Here is a 16,617-nt window from a genome sequence, read left to right on the forward strand (position 1 = left end):
AATGTTTCAGTATAAAAAACTTAATCTAGTCGAGTATTTCCAATCTGAATTGAAAAAATCAATATCAAAATCACTTTTTTATAATTTAGGGTTTATGGAGTGTAATTTATAGTATTTTATTCTTTCACAAAATTTTGAGCAGATTGTACAATGGATATTTTCCCGCCAACAGAACACTGGCAAGTAGAGGTATCTAACAGCTCTTTTTTACCCTCAATTTCAAAATCAGAGGTATTATCCCATTTAACAGGAGAAGGTGTACAAGAAGATCTTAAAACACTACATACACCAAAAGGTTTAATATTGGTATTAGGCTGTTTGTCCTCTTCCGTAGCCTGTAACTTTCCATCAATGCTTATAAAAGATTGACTTGTTACTGTGAGTGGAGTTGGTGAAGCTCCTTTATCACATTTTAATTGAGTTGTATCTGTGATATGCTGGGGCATATTATCATTTTTTTGAGGTTTTCTTTTTTGGTGTCAGTCCAATAAGCTTTCTTATATAACTATCTAATTTCTTAGATTCATAGAAGTCAAAACAATTGTAAAATATTATGTTCTTATCTCCTGTTTCAAAATGTAGATTGTTTTTTATTGAATAGTATTGACCCGTTTCATTAATAGTGTAATCTATTATTTTGTTTTTCAGTTCATCATTCTCTAAAAAATTTCCATTTATGGAAAATTGAACCCCTGAAGCATCTTTATATGTATTATAAAAATTTGCATCTATCTTTTGATAGTTATAACTCAAGCATTTATCAAATGCGTATTTTTTTACTTCTGTTAATTTATCCTGTCCTAAAACTTCAACAGTAGACATAATTAAGAACGCAAATGCGTATTTAAAATTCTTTATTTTAATTCCCATAACTTTATTTCATCTGTTTGTATAACAATATTCGTCCTTTTAGAAGAGTCATATCGTTCATATTTCATTTTAAAGTAATAATATTCACTATTAGGATTGTTATGCTGAGGGTCTCCAGGATATATTAAATTACTTCCATCCCAAAGTGTAAAATGTCCAGAGGCGTTCCCCCAACCAGATACTTTAAACATAATAATTCCTTTCATTTTACGAAGTTTATCCCAATTTTCTTTAGACAAACCTTCTTTTACTTGTCCTAATCCTGCTTTTTTTAATGTCTCGTCAAATTCAGGTTTGCCTAAGTGATCTTCCAAGTATTTACCCAATTCCTTAACTCTATACCAGTAATTTAACTTATCATCACCTTTATGGACTCCTCCTTTTGCTCCTTTTGCTTTATATTTAGAATTATCGTAAGGTAATTTGAAACCACTGTAGTTTAATCCTTTACTCATTCTAAAAGCACATGTGTTCTCCCAATCAGTGGCTGATTTATTATAATACCCAATCAAGCCATTACCAATCTCATTATACAATGTAATTACGTCCACGGAGCTATTAGGATAGTTTTTAATCATATCTCTCCAGCTTGGTCTTAAAACCTGAACTGGTCTTGTCTGTTGATTTCCACTTGTTGCAACGATACCTCTCCGTTGTTCAAGTAATGTTGGTATAAAATTATTAATTTTCATAATGTATTTATGTGTTTTCTGTTTCTTCCGTCATAAGCTCAAGAGTGTAAGCTTTTAATGGCTCTTTAAAAATTACCATTCCATCTTTATCAACAGTTCCTGATAAAGTTAATTCATTAATGCCATCTGCTAATGGTTCACCATCATCAGACTTTATAGTAACATCAATATTTTCTCCCTCCTCATAGTTTCTTGTTTGAACAATGAGATTCATATCAACAAAAAACTTGGAATCATCCATTAAGGATGTATTTTCTTCTTCATAAGCCCAATACATTGATGCTATTTGCTTTTCTTTTGTATACTCAAACTCACCATTTTGAGGAACTTTATTCATTTGAGGAGCTTTATACTCAATCTTATCTTTAGCAGTCAGTAATGAGTTCGCACCATATACATGCATTCTGTCTTTTGCTCCAAACTCTGTCTGCCCATCTGTGTAACCTATGAATTTTTCTTTGCCATAAAGGTCTAGGTGAGCTTTTGCTGATATTTCAGTATTAGTTCCAGCATTAATAATGGTTTTCTTACCACTGTCCTGGCTTATCTCTTGTTTAGCAATAATTTTGATATTCTGCCCAACATTGGTATCCATATTCTTTCCTGCTTTGGTTTCAATATTCTCTTCAATATCAAACTTCAGGTTCTTTGATTTTATGGTAATAGTTTCAGGGGAGGTAATATTGATATTGCTTCCTTCTGTATCAAATCTCAATTCATTACCACTTTTATCAGTCAGTAAAATGCTTTCATCTTCTGTAAATACGAGCCTATGTCCACTTCTGGTCTGTAAAGATTTTACACGGTTGTCCATTCCACCTCCTAAACCTACACCACCATGAAACATTCCACCCATTGCAAAAGGAAAATCTGGATTGTGATATTCAAAACCTACCATTACCTGATCCCCGATTTCAGGAACTGCAACAAATCCTCTGTTTTGGCTTATTGCATCTGTTCCGCCTGCATCTGGGCTCATCATTCGGATAAAATGAGTTGTATCATTCAATTGCCAGTCAAATCTCACTTGTATTCTTCCTTGGTTTAAAGGATCTACATTTGAAATAACAGTTGCAATTTGTGGTTCAGCTTTTGGCATTATAAAATCAGGCTTAGGCATAAAGCCAGTTCCTTCAGCGATTGCTTGAAAACTTCCTGTGTAGTATCCTCTTGCATCCACTTCATGATTTACCTCAGTCATCATCAATGTAGTGAAGTGTGCAGTTTGATTACTATCTGGTTTTCTCATAGCTAGATCTGCAACACAACCTGTAAACAGAAATGGTACTGTCGTTTTTCCTGAAACGGTAAAAACATCTACAGCTTTACTCCCTCTTGCACTTTTTTGTGAATCATCTATATCAAGGAACATATTAGGGTTTACAGGAGCAGGAGTCAGTGAGCGGGTTTTAAATATATTGTTGTTAAGGTCGTATGTCTCCGATGATAGTTCACCAAGATGCTTGATCTTATTATCAACGCCAATAATTTTTGCGTTATTACTGCTATTATAACCAAAATATTCTGGCTTGATATGTACCGCATTTAGCTCTATCTGTACATCATTGACATTACTGCCATCAATAAGCTTTATGGATTTTTCATGAGGTGGTAACTTTCCGAAGTGAAGCACCTCACCATCATAATAAAATTGTTCTCCATAAGCCTCTGCAATTCTGGCAAGGTAGTTATAATGAGTTTCGCAGTATTGTGAGCTATAATTAATATATCCTTTATTTTGTGTATCAATTCTGAAATCGAAGTTATTAGTACCCAAAGACTCTTTAATGATCCTGTCAGCAATAATTGATGTATTGACGGGCTGACTCCCTCCAAAACTTTGAGTATGTGGGGCAGAATCCATCAGTATTGTTGGGCTACTTCCTTTTAGGACAATGTTTCCCAGACTCATCTTTTCCTGACTGAATGCGACCTTCATAATAACTCCTACAAATGTCCGTTCTGGGCTTTCGTTTTCAGGATCTTTATACTTGAAAGTGACAGTTAATCTTTTGCCGAAAAACTGTTTTGCCTGTTCTAAGTTATGGTTTTGTGCTTCACCTAAAGAATCATGCGCTAGAGTAAGTTCAAAATTATGATGAGATTTAGCGCTTTGTTGTAATCGGAAGTGCTTAAAGTGGCTGAGAGGTTTTCCATCAACCACAATATCAAGCTTCACCACACGGTTAATACCTGCTATATGATTCTCTGATATCTTGTCTGAATTTGAAGTGTTTTTTTTCATGATGATTTGTGTGTTTTCTGATATTAAATCACTAAAGTTAGATAAAAAATAATGCCAAAAAAGATTTTTGCAACTAAATTTTAAAAATTGTAGTAGAACTACGATTAACCTCTTTAATTATTATATGAGTGATTTAAGAATGAATAAAATAGGAATTATTATTTGTAGTATGTATTGGTACTATGTAGCAGATTTTATATTTCTACCTATTGATAGGTAGTATAGATGTTTTCAAATAAAATAAAGCCCTGATTGAAAGTGGATCAATCAAGGCTTTTTTATAATATTATTGCTTATAAGTACATAAACTAAAGCTGATTTAGTTGGACAATTTAGCTACTATATTGGACATCTTATCAAATAATTCTTTTGAATTAGTTTCATTTAGTTCTCCATTTTGAGCTAATAATGAGAACTGTTTTCTATATGTTTGATATTCATTATTGTTTGATCCGTAACGCATTATTTTAAGATCCAAATCAACGATCTGGGATGAGTACTTTTCTAATACTTGAGCACTTAGTTGCTGGTTTGAAGTATTGCGGGGTAAGTTTTGTTTTGAATTATAATTCGATGTTGAAACTGCATTTTTAATAATTATGTTCAAGGAATTGTACAACCATTGTATAACACGATTAGTTTCATTTACTGAAGAATAATTGATTTTGGTTCGATTCAATTCATTGATGCATTGCTGCTGAAAATTATTATGTATTATTTGCTTTTGCTCATCAGTAACATCTAAATTATTAATTTGATCAGAGATATTATTAACTGCATTTTGCAGTTGTTGTACATTATTATTATAGTTATTTTGCTTTATTGCCATGGCATTCCCCAGACCTGAAATGCTCAATTGTTGTGGATCACGATATTGAGTAGGCTGTTTAGCTTGTGGAGTATTTGTAGTATAATACTCCCACTGTTTCGAGAAGTTATTGTATTTCTCATAACCAATCATATTTCCTCCAGAATCAAAATATTCATATCGGTTCTGGAATGAGTTAAACTTTTTTGTAGCGGTTTGAGAATAGTAAATGCCACTTAGCATTATGCATACAGAAAGGATAAACTTTTTCATAAGTGATTTTATTATATCACCCAGTCCCAAAGTGAAAGGTTGTAAATGCAGAAAGCGTGGGACTTTGCCTATCTATTCTTACAGGGGCTCTGGTAAGCCATTAGGATATAAACAGGAAAGCCCACGCCTATGGCATGAGCATTTCGCTTATTTACCTACTCCTAATTTTGAATTTACCAGATTCCTGTAAGGTAGTATAAAAAGCAAACGCTTTATTTTTTCGATAAAATTTGAGGTGCTAATATAAGAAATTTTGTAATTATATGACAGTTTGTTTTTTTAGTGGAAATGCAACAGTTCGTGCATCATCACCCACAAAAAAGAGACCCTTATCAAAGTCTCTTCTATTTCTTTAAAATATTTCTATGATAAACCCATAACTCATGAAAATCTCTCAAAGGTAAAGTTCAACAGGGTTTTCATCTCGTGTCCTACGGACAAGACGAAAACTTAGCTATTAGCGACTAGCGTTTTCATTTCTTGTTTTTGTCTTGATGAAAAATTGTTAAGGTCGAAAATAATGCTGTCAAACCAATATTCAACCAAAATTGCCAATTCTGTCTATTAATCATTGTCAGGGTGAGGGTTAGAATAGTTAGAAAAGAAAGTCCAAATAAATAAGGTGTCGCCTTGAAATTTTGAGTTAGAAAGTTAATTATTTTAAAACGAATTTCAGTTAATTCAATAGCTTTTTCCCAAAGATTTCTTTTCGAGATTTTCTGTGAAGGAAATATTCGTACACCGCAGTCAATGATTTTATTTTGGTCAGTGTCAACTATTGCCCAACCAATTGAGTTGTTTCCTAAATCAAGTCCAAGTATTTTGCTCATTTTATTAATTTTCAAATTTTTCTTCAACATTCGCTAAAATTTCACAGTCACAATAACCACCGTTTTCAGCAAACCAGTTTAAAACAGTTTCAATATTTTCTATCTTATTTTTTACTAAAAATTCTAATGTCAATTTGTTTGTATCATCACAATTATTTTCTTCTAATTGATTGTCAAGATAATCAAATAAATTTTCAAAAATTTCTCTGTCCATTGGCAAACTCTGTTCAAACTCTTTTTGTTTCTTTTCTCGCAACTCTTTCAAAAATTGTTTTCTTCGTTCTTTTTCGTCTTTGTCCATAGGGTTCTTTTATTTCTTGGTGTATGTCGTGCTATGCTTGCCGCTAATGTTTCGGGGTTTGCCGAAGGCGGGGATTTTTAGCACATCAGTTCAATAAAATTATTAACCTTGAACCTTGCACAAATGTTCAACCGAAGCACTTCAGCCCCGTTTTTGGAAAACCCTTGTTTTGCACGTTTTTATTTTAAGTCAACTAATGTATAATATTTTCCTTTATTCCATATGTTCCATATATTCTCAATGGGTTTTGGTAGAAATCCTAAGAAACCTTTGATCGCTTCATCAAATGCTAAATTACCAATACCTTGTAAACTTATTAAAGTGTTACTTCTTCCTTTTTTAGATTGCTGAATTAGAGCTTCTATGATTTCATTTGGATTATCAATAATTTTATCAGAAATCATTTCGTCTATTTTAAAAACTATACAATTTTTGAATTCTAAATTTTTATCCAATACAATAATTTCTGTTCCCCCAGAATATGTCCAATTTGTTTCATTTTCTAGTTCATCAACAAACTTTGCAAAGTAGTTTTGGCTAAAAGCCCATGGAATTGCATCGTTGTTAAACATTCGACTAATTCCAAGTTCTTCCATATCTGGAGCAAACTCACTATTCCAATATGCGCCATAACCTGCACAATAAAAGTGAAGATTTTCACCACTTCTATGGTTTAAATATTCAAGTCTTTGAATTATTTCATCAAATCCTTTTTTATGAAATTTAGGTGCAATTAAAATACATCCCATCGAATTTGGATATGAGTTTTTATGAGTTTTTACTTTATCAAGGTTTGGTGCTTCAATCATGTTTATGTAGTTTGGTTAAATGTCGTATAACTTTCTAATTTACGCATTGCGTCAATGATAACAATAGATCTTGCGTCATTTTTTTAATCTTTATGGATTGATGCGTGTAATAATTTGATTTTCAATAATAACGAATGAAATGTTTTTATCTTTTTTTGTGTGGGCGCATATTTTTGATATGATTTAGGTAAGTAATCTTTATGGTTTTGATGGGGGTGTAAAAAATAGGAATTATGACAAGTGCACTTTTGTCAATATATACCTACCTATTTACCCCAAAAACGAAAAAAGTCCCTCGATGAAACGAAAGACTTTGAAAACACAAATGATGCAATTTTTTGTTGGTTCATACAATCTTAACGTGTAATCTCTGCAAACTACTATAAACAGATGGGCTTTCCGTGTTTCTGCAACATATTACCAATATATACTATAATTTCATTATTTATCCCTTTCTAACTCTCTTCTAAATAACCCTAAACCACTATTTCGGGTAACTCTGGTAAACGGTTTGTGATGTTTTGGCTCAATACTTAATTCAATTACGGATATACAGGAAACTGTATAATACTTAGGTTACTATTTACACCAATGCTCGCTAAATTTCACGGTAAAAAGACACCCCTATACCTAATCTCAAATTTTTTGTATATGTATCGAGTCTGTACCCACTAAGCAGATTTCGCACCCCCTCAAAGATCTTTTTTTGACATACCCCCTATGGAGGGTTTTTATTTTTCTCAGACTCTTTTTGTTTTCCAGTGCTTCGACTAGTTAAAAAGTTTTTAATAAGATCTTGTAAAGTGTTGATATTTTGATTGAAAAGTATTGTTAATACTTGTGTTTATCAGTGTTTTATTGTATATTTATACTGCTTTTGTAAGCTACTTTCTACTAAAAAATACCTTGTTTCTATGTGTACAAGGTTCGATATAAAAACAAAAATGCCTTGAAGTGTTGGAGCACGACAAGGCGACATCAATAAATTTTAAATCATACTTAAAACTTATCAACATGACAAAGTTAACAAATTGTCTTGATACTGCTAGTATCTACGTAGGAACGTACGCAAAGTACAATAACTGCTCACTATTTGGGAAATGGATGAACCTTTCCGATTATTCTAATTATAACGAACTGCTCAGTGCAATGTATGAACTTCATAAAGACGAACATGATCCCGAATTTATGTTTCAAGATTATGAATGTCCAATTCTGGAAAAGCTGGGATTATTGAGCGAATGTAATATATCAAAAGATATTTATGACGTTCTTGAACAGATCAATGATTCTGGACATGACGTAGAGGTATACGAAGCGTGTTTGGATAATCTCGGAAATATGGACTTTCAAAGCTTGTATGAATATGTAAACAATTTTTATTACGGCGAATACGACAGCGATGAAGATTTTGTACAATGGCTGTACGAAGATGACACGTTTAATATTCCTAATTGGATTGTTATTGATTGGGAAGCTACGGCAAGAAGTATAATGTTTGATTACTTTGAGAGTAATGGACATTATTTTAAATCGTAGTATATTTGCATTATAATAAACTCAGTTGTAACTCTTAAAGTTCAAATAAGTTTAATTAGATTCAAACAGATTCAAAAAAGCATTTTTCAAAAGTTTGGGTACGATTTTGGGTACAAAAGCAAAAAAGAGAAAATGTAATTATTTAAAATTCAATAATTTACAAATTCTCTTTAGCTTAAAAAGTGGAGTTGGAGGGATTCGAACCCTCGTCCAAACAAGCAATACATAAGCTTTCTACATGCTTATTCTACCATTGGTTTTCGACTGAAGGCAGAGGATAGACACCCAACTTCCAGCTTATCTTCTAAGGTTTTCGAATTTCAGCCGAAGCTTCTGAAATCTTATTTCCGCATTCCTATATCCCAGGATCAAACGCCGCAGAACAGAGCATTTGTGGAATATCTTGCTTCCCTACTGAAATCTTCGGGAAAACGCTTGATCTACTATACTTCGATATTAAGCTGCAAGAGCGAACTCTTCGTTGCCAGTTAAAATTTTGTAGCAAGGGATTATAGAGATCGCGCTACGGTTCTCTGCATGCTTACTTACCCATTGGTCTTGCTGTCGAAACCAGTCAACCCCATGAATAAAGTGATGGCAAAGATAATGCTTTTTGTTTACATTTCATTAATGTTGATTGTTTTGATGAAAAATAAGCTCATAAAAAAAGACTGAATGGCTATAATTTAAATGTTTAGAAATTGTGGATAAAAAAAAATAGTGCGTAAACTGCCTTTAATACTAGGTTTTTAAGGAGGATAAAGATCAATTGAAGATTGTTTCTTATAATATGTTTTGTACTTCAAGAAAAAAAGCCTAGTTTTGCAATCCAAAATGAGATGTAAAATATGTTAATAATTCCAGTTAAAGATGGTGAATCCATCGACAGAGCTTTAAAAAAATACAAAAGAAAATTTGATAAAACAGGTACAGTTCGTCAATTAAGATCTAGACAAGCGTTTATCAAGCCTTCTGTAACTTTGAGACAATCTAAGTTGAAAGCTGCTTACAAGCAAAGAGCACTTAGCAAGGAAGAGCAGGCTTAAGAATTTTTTCTTAAACACATATTAATTCACTTCTTAAATTCTTATATTTGAGAAGTGAATTTTTATTTTTATACCAATGATGCTGGAAAAGTTTTTAGAATACTTACAATTCGAAAAAAGGTACTCACCTCACACCATTACAAGCTACAAAAAAGACCTTGACGACTTTTCCCATTTCTATCTCAGAACAGAATCCTCCCACGATATTTCCAAAGCCGATAAAAAAATCATCAGAAACTTTATCGTTGATCTAAGCGAAAATAATATCTCCAAAAGAAGTATCAATCGAAAACTTTCATCACTCAGAAGTTTTTATCTTTTCCTCTTAAAGATAGGCGAAATTAAGGTTTCTCCTACTGAAGGGATATCTTCCTTGAAATTTTACGCAGAAAAGCAGATTCCTATGTCTGAAGAAGAAATGACTGATCTTAATGATCGGGTCTTTGAACAGGTACATGACATCCTGGAAAAATGCATCATGGAAGTGCTTTATCAAACAGGAATGAGAAAAGCAGAACTTTGTGGCCTGATATTTGAGAATGTTAATATAGACGGAAATGAATTAAAAGTAATAGGGAAGGGGAATAAACAAAGAGTGATTCCTATTTCCGAAGACTTGTCTGAATTACTTAAAAGTTATTTGGAAATAAGAAAGCCACAGACAGAATATCAAGTCTATTTTTTTGTCAATAAGGAAGGGAAAAAACTCAACGAAAAATTTGTTTATGTGGTAGTTAATAAGTACCTTAGTCTTGTAACAACGAAAGAAAAAAGAAGTCCTCACATCCTTCGCCATAGCTTTGCTACTCACGTGTTGGATAATGGGGCGGAGATCTCCAAAGTAAAAAAAATATTAGGGCATTCCAGTCTTGCCAGTACTCAGGTCTATACGAATGCTAATATTGAACAATTGAAAAAAGTGTTTAATCAAGCTCACCCTCGAGCGTCAAAAAAAGAAGAATTATGAAGATTTCAATTCAATCAATTGGTTTAACTCCACACGAACCACTAGAATCACACATCGACAAAAAAGTAAGTAAGCTAGAAACATTCTATGATAAAATTCAAGAGTGTAAAGTATTTCTGAAAGTAGAAAATAATGCGGATAAAGCTAATAAAACAGCGGAGATTATTTTGGCGGTTCCGGGAGACGATATTGTCGTAAAGAAGACATCTGCAAGTTTTGAAGAAAGTTTGGATCTTTGTGTTGATACAGCTAAAAAGCTATTAATCAAGAAAAAAGAAATGGCATAGAAAAAAAAGTTAAAAAAAGTTTATAAAATATTTGAGAATTCAAAAAATCTGTTCTATCTTTGCAATCGCAAAAAAGGAACAGCGATCTTTTGAATTCTTTTTTATATTTGCCTCCATAGCTCAGTTGGCCAGAGCACGTGATTTGTAATCTCGGGGTCGTGGGTTCGAATCCCTCTGGAGGCTCAATTTAATATAAAATATCTGGGGAGATTCCAGAGTGGCTAAATGGGACTGACTGTAACTCAGTTGCTTCGGCTTCGTAGGTTCGAATCCTGCTCTCCCCACTATATTTTTTTTAAAAAAAAGTTTGCAAGATTAAAAAATAATTCTTAGTTTTGCACAGCGTTTACCAATAGTTTTGGAAACAAAATTGCGGAAGTAGCTCAGTTGGTAGAGCGTCAGCCTTCCAAGCTGAATGTCGCGGGTTCGACCCCCGTCTTCCGCTCACAAAAATCAATATTTAAAGTTGATTTTTTTAACACTGAAATGCGTAGAGTAGAGTTTCTCCATCGTTTTCAGTCTAAAAGTTAAATTGCCTCCATAGCTCAGTTGGCCAGAGCACGTGATTTGTAATCTCGGGGTCGTGGGTTCGAATCCCTCTGGAGGCTCAATTTAATATAAAATATCTGGGGAGATTCCAGAGTGGCTAAATGGGACTGACTGTAACTCAGTTGCTTCGGCTTCGTAGGTTCGAATCCTGCTCTCCCCACATTTTATATTAGAAAAAAAGTTTGCAGAATTGAAAATTAATTCTTAGTTTTGCAAAGCGTTTACCAATAATTTTGGAAACAAAATTGCGGAAGTAGCTCAGTTGGTAGAGCGTCAGCCTTCCAAGCTGAATGTCGCGGGTTCGACCCCCGTCTTCCGCTCAAAAAAATCACGCTATTCAGTGTGATTTTTTTAATTAATGCCGACTTAGCTCAGCGGTAGAGTGCTTCCTTGGTAAGGAAGAGGTCACGGGTTCAAGTCCCGTAGTTGGCTCTCGAATCTCCCGAATCCCTTCGGGAATTTTTTTTGTCTTAAATTGATCATATATTATCGACAAAATATACTTCCCCTTTATTCAAAACAACTTTATTTTTATTCACCCAATGTAAACAATAAATATTCGCGTTGGCAATAATAAGGTATCTGATAGCAAAAAATAGTTATACAACTGTTTAAAAAATCAATGGTCTATTTTATATTTTTAATTGCAGATTATAAAATCAGATCCTGAATTTTCTTATTCAAAAAAATCTATTGTCCCTTATTCTTTTTAACTTTTATCATCGACCGATAATCATCATAAAAATTTTCGCTACATTCGTGTAAAATAAATTTTTGATGAATATTCTTTTATTAGAAGACGATCTCATTCTTTCTGCAGAGCTTTGCCGATTTTTAGAATCTAATAATTTTGCCTGTGATAAAATCTATGATGGAGAAACTTTTCTTCGTCAAATTAAGAATAATTCTTACGATCTGTATCTGCTGGACATCAATGTTCCAAAAATAAATGGGCTGGATGTTTGTCAGACGATCCGTTCTTTTGATAAAAGTACTCCCATCATTATCATCTCTGCGTATGGAGATATTTCAGATAAAAAAGATGCCTTTACCCGATTGGCAGATGATTATCTGGTAAAACCTTTTCAGTTTGAAGAGCTCCTGCTAAGGATCAATTCACTGCTGAGACGAAAAATGCCTTCAGATACCGCTGATCAGGATATTATAAGGGTAGATGATCTTATTATCAACAAAACTGAGCAGAAGGTATATCGTGGTGGAAATGAAATAACCCTGACCTTAAAAGAATTCCAACTATTGGTTTACCTGGCAGAAGCACAAGGTAGAACTGTATCCAAACAACAGATCACTGAACATGTTTGGGAACATAATTTTAATACCAATACTAATACTGTAGAGGTATACATCAATTTCTTAAGAAAAAAGCTTGATAAAGATTTTAAAATAAAATTAATCCATACCCGTTCCGGTTTCGGATACTACTTAAGTCCATTATAAATGTCTTTAAAAAGAAAGATCGCTTTAACGATTAGTATCGCCTTTTCATTACTTTTTGGGATGGTGATGGCGGTCATTTATTTATCTTTTAATGATTTCAGAAGAGATGAATTTAAAGAGAGGTTTAGGCAGCGCTTGGAGTTTACCACCCATTTTATTTCAAAGTCAAAAGATTTTGAAGAAGAGGCTCCTATTTTTTTCAATGAAAATTCAGATAATATTCTTTTGAATGAGAAGATTTTAATTTTTAATGAACAAAAAGAATTAATCTATAGTACAATTAAAGATCGTAATGTTACCTGGGATAGTGCAATGCTGAAGGAACTGGATAAAAAGAAAATTATTTACACTGAAAAAACAGTTCCTGAAATTTATGCAGCGCTGAGAAACATTAATGGGGAAAATTATTATATTCTCACCAGTGCTTTTGATACCAATGGAAAGTCAAAATTAGGATTTCTGAAATACCTTTTGATTGCTGCCTATGCGATGAGTACACTTCTTATAGGATTCTTCAGTTATTACTTTGTGGAAAGTTTCTTCGCCCTTTAGAAGATTTGAATAAAGAGATTTCAGAAGTGACGGCTCATAAGCTTACCACTCAGATTCCCGTACAGGAATCTAATGATGAAGTAAATGTTCTTGCAAAATCTTTTAATACGATGATTGTGCGGCTTAATGATGTATTTCAATCGCAAAAAGACTTTACAGCAAGTGCTTCCCACGAAATCAGGACACCTATCACGAGAATGGCGTTTCAATTGGAAAATCTGATTAAGTTTGAAGAACATTCTCCAAAGACCCTCTCCGCATTGCAACAGATTCAGAGGGATGTTTATCAATTATCAGATTTAACGAATTCATTATTGTTGCTTACAAAGTTTGATAAAGAGAATATTCAAAGTATTTATGAGGATGTGAGAATAGATGAAGTGATCTTTGAGGCCTTTGAAGCGGTGGAAAAAAGCTACCCTGAGCTTCAGCTTGACTTTCTAATTACTGAAGAAACATTTGAAAATGCTTTTCTTACCATTAGTGGTATACCATCATTATTGGTGATTGTCTTTATTAATTTATTTAAAAATGCTGCTGTATATTCTGACAATACAGAAGTAAAAGTTTTGATAACTGAAACGACCAATAACCTTAGTGTGGATGTTATTTCCCATGGGATTACCATTTCAGAAGAAGAGCAGACCAAATTGTTTGAAGCTTTACAAGGGGAAATAATGCTCAGAATATTTCCGGTTCCGGCTTAGGATTGAGAATTGTTAAAAGAATTTTGGAATATCATGACGCAGAAATTATTTATTCATCACCCTCAGAGTACATGAATAAGTTCACATTAATTTTTAAAAAATATTTTATTTAAGATGGCTTGTCTCAAAAGGCAGTCTTAATTTTGGTTAAACTTCAGATTAAATTTTTTGATAAAAATTCAACTATAGGAGAAAAAAATAAGTTTCTAGTTTTCTTCATCCCTTTAAAAATGGACGGTTTAAGGTGATTTTAATATTTTTTTAAGCCCTCTTTAAGTTTCTTTTAATCGCATCCGAGCAATTTTGTAATTTAAAAAGAAAAATAATGAACAGAATTGCAGTGCTGTGTCTTGCCGTTTCCTCATTCATGGCGGCACAACAGCAAATGTCTCTTTTGGATTGCGAAAATGCTTTTCAAAAGAACAATCTTCAGCTGCTCGCCGAACAATACAACATCAATATGGCTGATGCTGATATTCTACAGGCCAAAATCTGGGAGCTGCCACAACTGAGCGGGCAGTTCAATGCTTATAACCCTCAGGGTAAAAAGTTTTTTGATGTTGGCCATTCAAAAGGAGCAGGAATTACTCAGCTAATTTATATGGGGGGCAAAAAGAAAAATGAAATTGCCTTTGCAAAGTCTAATAAAGAACTGGCCCAGCTTCAGTTTTCACAACTTCTTGTTGATTTGAGATCCCAGCTTCGATCTGCCTATTTTAATCTTTACTACGAAAGACTAAAGCTTGAGAATACAGATAAGCAGCTAGGATATATGAATGATCTGTTAAGTGCCTATCGTGTACAGTCAGCCAAAGGAAATGTATCCCTTAAAGATGCCGTTAGACTTCAAAGTTTAGTGATCCAACTGAATCATGACAAACTTGAGATCAATAAAAATATTCTTGATTTTGAACAGAATCTTAAAGTTCTTACGGGAGTTACAGAAGATATAGAGCCTTTGATCCCTGAAACTGAAGCCAAAGAAGCATTAGCAGCTCAGCCTTTTGGAGATGCTGAAGAGTTAAAAAATAAAGCCCTTGAAAATAATGCTGATTATCGATACAATCTAAAACTAATTGATAACAGCAAGCTTTATGCTCAATGGCAGAAATCAATGAATGTGCCGGATATTAATGTGGGGGCAGCATGGGATCAGGCAGGAGGTACTTTTAATAATGAAGCCAACCTTACTTTAGGAATTCCCTTACCATTATGGAGAGTAAATCAAGGGAATGTGGAAAAAGCTAACTATGCGATCCGGCAGAATCAAAAAAATGCAGATTTCCAGAAACTAACTCTTGAAACCAAAGTACAGGCAGCCTATAAAACCTGGAAAGCACAATATGATCAGCTTGTGAGTATCAAAACAACAGATCTTCAGAATATGGATCTGGTGTATAACGGAATGGTGACCAATTTTAGAAAAGGAAATGTAAATCTTATTGAATTTACAGATTTCATGGATAGCTACCGGGAAACAGCCCTTCAAATTTATGATATGAAGAATGAGATTATGCAGGCGGCAGAACAACTTAATCAACTAGTACAAACGAAAATCTTCTATTAAACAATGAAAACTTATATTATCCCAGTATTGATGATCTTATCATTAATGGCTTGTTCCAAAAAAGAGGAAGAAAAAGCAAACCCTGCTAAAAAAGGATTTGAACTCAGCAATACAATGTTGAAGTCTATTTCTATGGCAAAGGCTGAGCAAAAGAATATAGAAGATGAATATAGCTTTTACGGAAAAATATCCGCAGACAAAAATAGTTATATAGACGTTTATCCATTGGTAGGTGGAAATGTGATGAGTGTAAATGTAGAACTTGGAGATTACGTGAAAAAAGGACAGGTGCTGGCTACGATCAGAAGTACAGAGCTTGCCGAAATTCAAAAAGATGTAAGTGATGCTAAAACCGATCTTGTTGTTGCTAAGAATAACCTTAGAGTGGCTAAAGAGCTCTATGAAGGAAAACTGAATACGGAAAGAGAAGTGCTGGAAGCCAAAAGCCAGTTGCAGAAAGCAGAAGACCAATTGCAGAGAGCCACGGCAGTAAGTACTGTTTATAATGTGAAAACAGGAAATATATATAGTGTAGTAGCTCCTATCAACGGATATATTGTTCAGAAAAGTATCAATAAAGATATGCAGCTGCGAAGTGACCGAAGTGAAAATATATTTGACGTAGCGAATACAACCAATGTATGGGCAATTATGAACGTTAACGAGTCGGATATTGAAAAGATCAGCCTTGGAATGAAAGCTCAGGTATCTACACTCTCTTATCCAGATAAGGTTTTTGACGGAAAAATTGATAAAATATTTAAAATTATTGACCCACAGACCAATGCTATGCAGGCAAGAGTAGTCCTGGATAATGCCAATGGACTGTTGATTCCGGATAGTAAGGCGACGATAAAAGTTTCCAGTCTGGAAAGCAATACAATGTTGAGTATTCCTTCTAAAGCTGTAATTTTTGATGATAACAAAAGTTTTGTAGTCGTTTTCAAATCAAGAACTGATGTGAAAGTAAGAGAAGTTAAAGTGCAGAAGCAGGTAGGAGATGTTACTTATATCGCAGACGGTCTTAAAGAAGGAGAAGAAGTAATTACCAACAACCAGCTTTTGATATATCGTTCTTTAAACAGCTGAAAATTGTAGTGATTTAAAATAAATTCTT

Annotated in this window: 17 protein-coding genes, 7 tRNA genes and 1 other RNA gene; 16 read left to right on the top strand and 9 right to left on the bottom strand. The window is 33.6% G+C overall.

All coding sequences use genetic code 11. From position 1 onward, the window contains the following. Positions 1–116: 116 nt before the first annotated feature. From QWZ06_RS02395 to QWZ06_RS02430, 8 genes are all read right to left on the bottom strand, one after another. Positions 117–446 (bottom strand): DUF4280 domain-containing protein, encoded by a 330-nt coding sequence (locus QWZ06_RS02395; protein WP_290295542.1) that lies wholly within the window; start codon positions 444–446, stop codon positions 117–119. Between the two features lie 4 nt (positions 447–450). Next, complete coding sequence (locus QWZ06_RS02400) at positions 451–870, bottom strand: hypothetical protein (protein ID WP_115973717.1); 420 nt, start codon at positions 868–870, stop codon at positions 451–453. Continuing rightward, positions 855–1,562 (bottom strand): type VI secretion system amidase effector protein Tae4, encoded by a 708-nt coding sequence (locus QWZ06_RS02405; protein WP_115973718.1) that lies wholly within the window; start codon positions 1,560–1,562, stop codon positions 855–857. The genes QWZ06_RS02400 and QWZ06_RS02405 overlap by 16 nt, the downstream gene beginning before the upstream one ends. Positions 1,563–1,569: 7 nt before the next feature. Continuing rightward, a complete protein-coding gene (locus QWZ06_RS02410; RefSeq protein ID WP_290295543.1) occupies positions 1,570–3,807 on the bottom strand; it encodes a type VI secretion system Vgr family protein in 2,238 nt (745 codons plus the stop codon). Between the two features lie 319 nt (positions 3,808–4,126). Continuing rightward, the gene (locus tag QWZ06_RS02415) at positions 4,127–4,888 is read right to left on the bottom strand and encodes a hypothetical protein (RefSeq protein WP_290295544.1); all 762 of its coding nucleotides are present in this window, start codon (positions 4,886–4,888) and stop codon (positions 4,127–4,129) included. Between the two features lie 473 nt (positions 4,889–5,361). Beyond that, the gene (locus QWZ06_RS02420; RefSeq protein WP_290295545.1) at positions 5,362–5,718 is read right to left on the bottom strand and encodes a hypothetical protein; all 357 of its coding nucleotides are present in this window, start codon (positions 5,716–5,718) and stop codon (positions 5,362–5,364) included. A gap of 4 nt (positions 5,719–5,722) precedes the next feature. Then, positions 5,723–6,019 (bottom strand): DUF2695 domain-containing protein, encoded by a 297-nt coding sequence (locus tag QWZ06_RS02425; protein ID WP_290295546.1) that lies wholly within the window; start codon positions 6,017–6,019, stop codon positions 5,723–5,725. 179 nt (positions 6,020–6,198) lie between these two features. After that, positions 6,199–6,828 carry a hypothetical protein gene (locus QWZ06_RS02430; RefSeq protein WP_290295547.1) on the bottom strand — a complete coding sequence of 210 codons (630 nt, stop codon included), beginning with the start codon at positions 6,826–6,828 and terminating at the stop codon, positions 6,199–6,201. Between the two features lie 1,014 nt (positions 6,829–7,842). Here QWZ06_RS02430 and QWZ06_RS02435 point away from each other — a divergent pair. Further along, on the top strand, positions 7,843–8,367 hold the full coding sequence (locus QWZ06_RS02435; protein ID WP_290295548.1) for an antirestriction protein ArdA: 525 nt from the start codon (positions 7,843–7,845) through the stop codon (positions 8,365–8,367). 180 nt (positions 8,368–8,547) lie between these two features. On the opposite strand, the gene ssrA is transcribed toward QWZ06_RS02435, so the two are convergent. Beyond that, positions 8,548–8,949: a transfer-messenger RNA gene (gene ssrA, locus QWZ06_RS02440) on the bottom strand. A 266-nt stretch (positions 8,950–9,215) separates the two neighbouring features. On the opposite strand from ssrA, the gene rpsU reads away from it, so the two are divergent. The 15 genes from rpsU to QWZ06_RS02515 all read left to right on the top strand — a co-directional run bounded on the left by rpsU (position 9,216) and on the right by QWZ06_RS02515 (position 16,589). Next, positions 9,216–9,413: a 30S ribosomal protein S21 gene (rpsU, locus tag QWZ06_RS02445; RefSeq protein WP_045501128.1), complete on the top strand. Its 198-nt coding sequence runs from the start codon at positions 9,216–9,218 to the stop codon at positions 9,411–9,413. Positions 9,414–9,492: 79 nt separating this feature from the next. Beyond that, positions 9,493–10,380, top strand: a complete 888-nt coding sequence (locus QWZ06_RS02450) for a tyrosine-type recombinase/integrase (RefSeq protein ID WP_290301284.1) — start codon at positions 9,493–9,495, stop codon at positions 10,378–10,380. After that, positions 10,377–10,667, top strand: coding sequence for an HPF/RaiA family ribosome-associated protein (locus QWZ06_RS02455; RefSeq protein ID WP_290295549.1), 291 nt, complete (start codon positions 10,377–10,379; stop codon positions 10,665–10,667). Before QWZ06_RS02450 ends, QWZ06_RS02455 begins: the two co-directional genes overlap by 4 nt. A gap of 109 nt (positions 10,668–10,776) precedes the next feature. Further along, positions 10,777–10,850 (top strand) — tRNA-Thr (locus tag QWZ06_RS02460). A 20-nt stretch (positions 10,851–10,870) separates the two neighbouring features. Next, positions 10,871–10,951: transfer RNA gene (locus tag QWZ06_RS02465), tRNA-Tyr, on the top strand. Between the two features lie 88 nt (positions 10,952–11,039). Further along, a tRNA-Gly gene (locus QWZ06_RS02470) sits at positions 11,040–11,112 on the top strand. Between the two features lie 89 nt (positions 11,113–11,201). Next, positions 11,202–11,275 (top strand) — tRNA-Thr (locus tag QWZ06_RS02475). Positions 11,276–11,295: 20 nt separating this feature from the next. Next, positions 11,296–11,376, top strand: a tRNA-Tyr gene (locus QWZ06_RS02480). Positions 11,377–11,463: 87 nt separating this feature from the next. Further along, positions 11,464–11,536, top strand: a tRNA-Gly gene (locus QWZ06_RS02485). 40 nt (positions 11,537–11,576) lie between these two features. After that, positions 11,577–11,648 (top strand) — tRNA-Thr (locus QWZ06_RS02490). A 345-nt stretch (positions 11,649–11,993) separates the two neighbouring features. Beyond that, positions 11,994–12,674 (top strand): response regulator transcription factor, encoded by a 681-nt coding sequence (locus QWZ06_RS02495; protein WP_290295550.1) that lies wholly within the window; start codon positions 11,994–11,996, stop codon positions 12,672–12,674. Next, positions 12,675–13,226 carry a hypothetical protein gene (locus tag QWZ06_RS02500; RefSeq protein ID WP_290295551.1) on the top strand — a complete coding sequence of 184 codons (552 nt, stop codon included), beginning with the start codon at positions 12,675–12,677 and terminating at the stop codon, positions 13,224–13,226. Between the two features lie 5 nt (positions 13,227–13,231). Next, entirely contained in the window at positions 13,232–13,933 is a 702-nt protein-coding gene (locus tag QWZ06_RS02505; protein ID WP_290295552.1) for a sensor histidine kinase, read from the top strand. 325 nt (positions 13,934–14,258) lie between these two features. Continuing rightward, complete coding sequence (locus QWZ06_RS02510; protein WP_290295553.1) at positions 14,259–15,500, top strand: TolC family protein; 1,242 nt, start codon at positions 14,259–14,261, stop codon at positions 15,498–15,500. Positions 15,501–15,503: 3 nt separating this feature from the next. After that, positions 15,504–16,589, top strand: coding sequence for an efflux RND transporter periplasmic adaptor subunit (locus tag QWZ06_RS02515; RefSeq protein ID WP_290295554.1), 1,086 nt, complete (start codon positions 15,504–15,506; stop codon positions 16,587–16,589). The last annotated feature ends 28 nt before the right edge of the window (positions 16,590–16,617 follow it).

Origin of the sequence: Chryseobacterium tructae (assembly GCF_030409875.1) — a bacterium.
In the GTDB taxonomy this organism is placed as follows: Bacteria; Bacteroidota; Bacteroidia; order Flavobacteriales; family Weeksellaceae; genus Chryseobacterium; species Chryseobacterium tructae.

Coding starts and splice junctions, on each gene's coding strand:
- QWZ06_RS02395 (WP_290295542.1), bottom strand. CDS start 446: ATGCCCCAGCATATCACAGATACAACTCAATTAAAATGTGATAAAGGA.
- QWZ06_RS02400 (WP_115973717.1), bottom strand. CDS start 870: ATGGGAATTAAAATAAAGAATTTTAAATACGCATTTGCGTTCTTAATT.
- QWZ06_RS02405 (WP_115973718.1), bottom strand. CDS start 1,562: ATGAAAATTAATAATTTTATACCAACATTACTTGAACAACGGAGAGGT.
- QWZ06_RS02410 (WP_290295543.1), bottom strand. CDS start 3,807: ATGAAAAAAAACACTTCAAATTCAGACAAGATATCAGAGAATCATATA.
- QWZ06_RS02415 (WP_290295544.1), bottom strand. CDS start 4,888: ATGAAAAAGTTTATCCTTTCTGTATGCATAATGCTAAGTGGCATTTAC.
- QWZ06_RS02420 (WP_290295545.1), bottom strand. CDS start 5,718: ATGAGCAAAATACTTGGACTTGATTTAGGAAACAACTCAATTGGTTGG.
- QWZ06_RS02425 (WP_290295546.1), bottom strand. CDS start 6,019: ATGGACAAAGACGAAAAAGAACGAAGAAAACAATTTTTGAAAGAGTTG.
- QWZ06_RS02430 (WP_290295547.1), bottom strand. CDS start 6,828: ATGATTGAAGCACCAAACCTTGATAAAGTAAAAACTCATAAAAACTCA.
- QWZ06_RS02435 (WP_290295548.1), top strand. CDS start 7,843: ATGACAAAGTTAACAAATTGTCTTGATACTGCTAGTATCTACGTAGGA.
- rpsU (WP_045501128.1), top strand. CDS start 9,216: ATGTTAATAATTCCAGTTAAAGATGGTGAATCCATCGACAGAGCTTTA.
- QWZ06_RS02450 (WP_290301284.1), top strand. CDS start 9,493: ATGCTGGAAAAGTTTTTAGAATACTTACAATTCGAAAAAAGGTACTCA.
- QWZ06_RS02455 (WP_290295549.1), top strand. CDS start 10,377: ATGAAGATTTCAATTCAATCAATTGGTTTAACTCCACACGAACCACTA.
- QWZ06_RS02495 (WP_290295550.1), top strand. CDS start 11,994: ATGAATATTCTTTTATTAGAAGACGATCTCATTCTTTCTGCAGAGCTT.
- QWZ06_RS02500 (WP_290295551.1), top strand. CDS start 12,675: ATGTCTTTAAAAAGAAAGATCGCTTTAACGATTAGTATCGCCTTTTCA.
- QWZ06_RS02510 (WP_290295553.1), top strand. CDS start 14,259: ATGAACAGAATTGCAGTGCTGTGTCTTGCCGTTTCCTCATTCATGGCG.
- QWZ06_RS02515 (WP_290295554.1), top strand. CDS start 15,504: ATGAAAACTTATATTATCCCAGTATTGATGATCTTATCATTAATGGCT.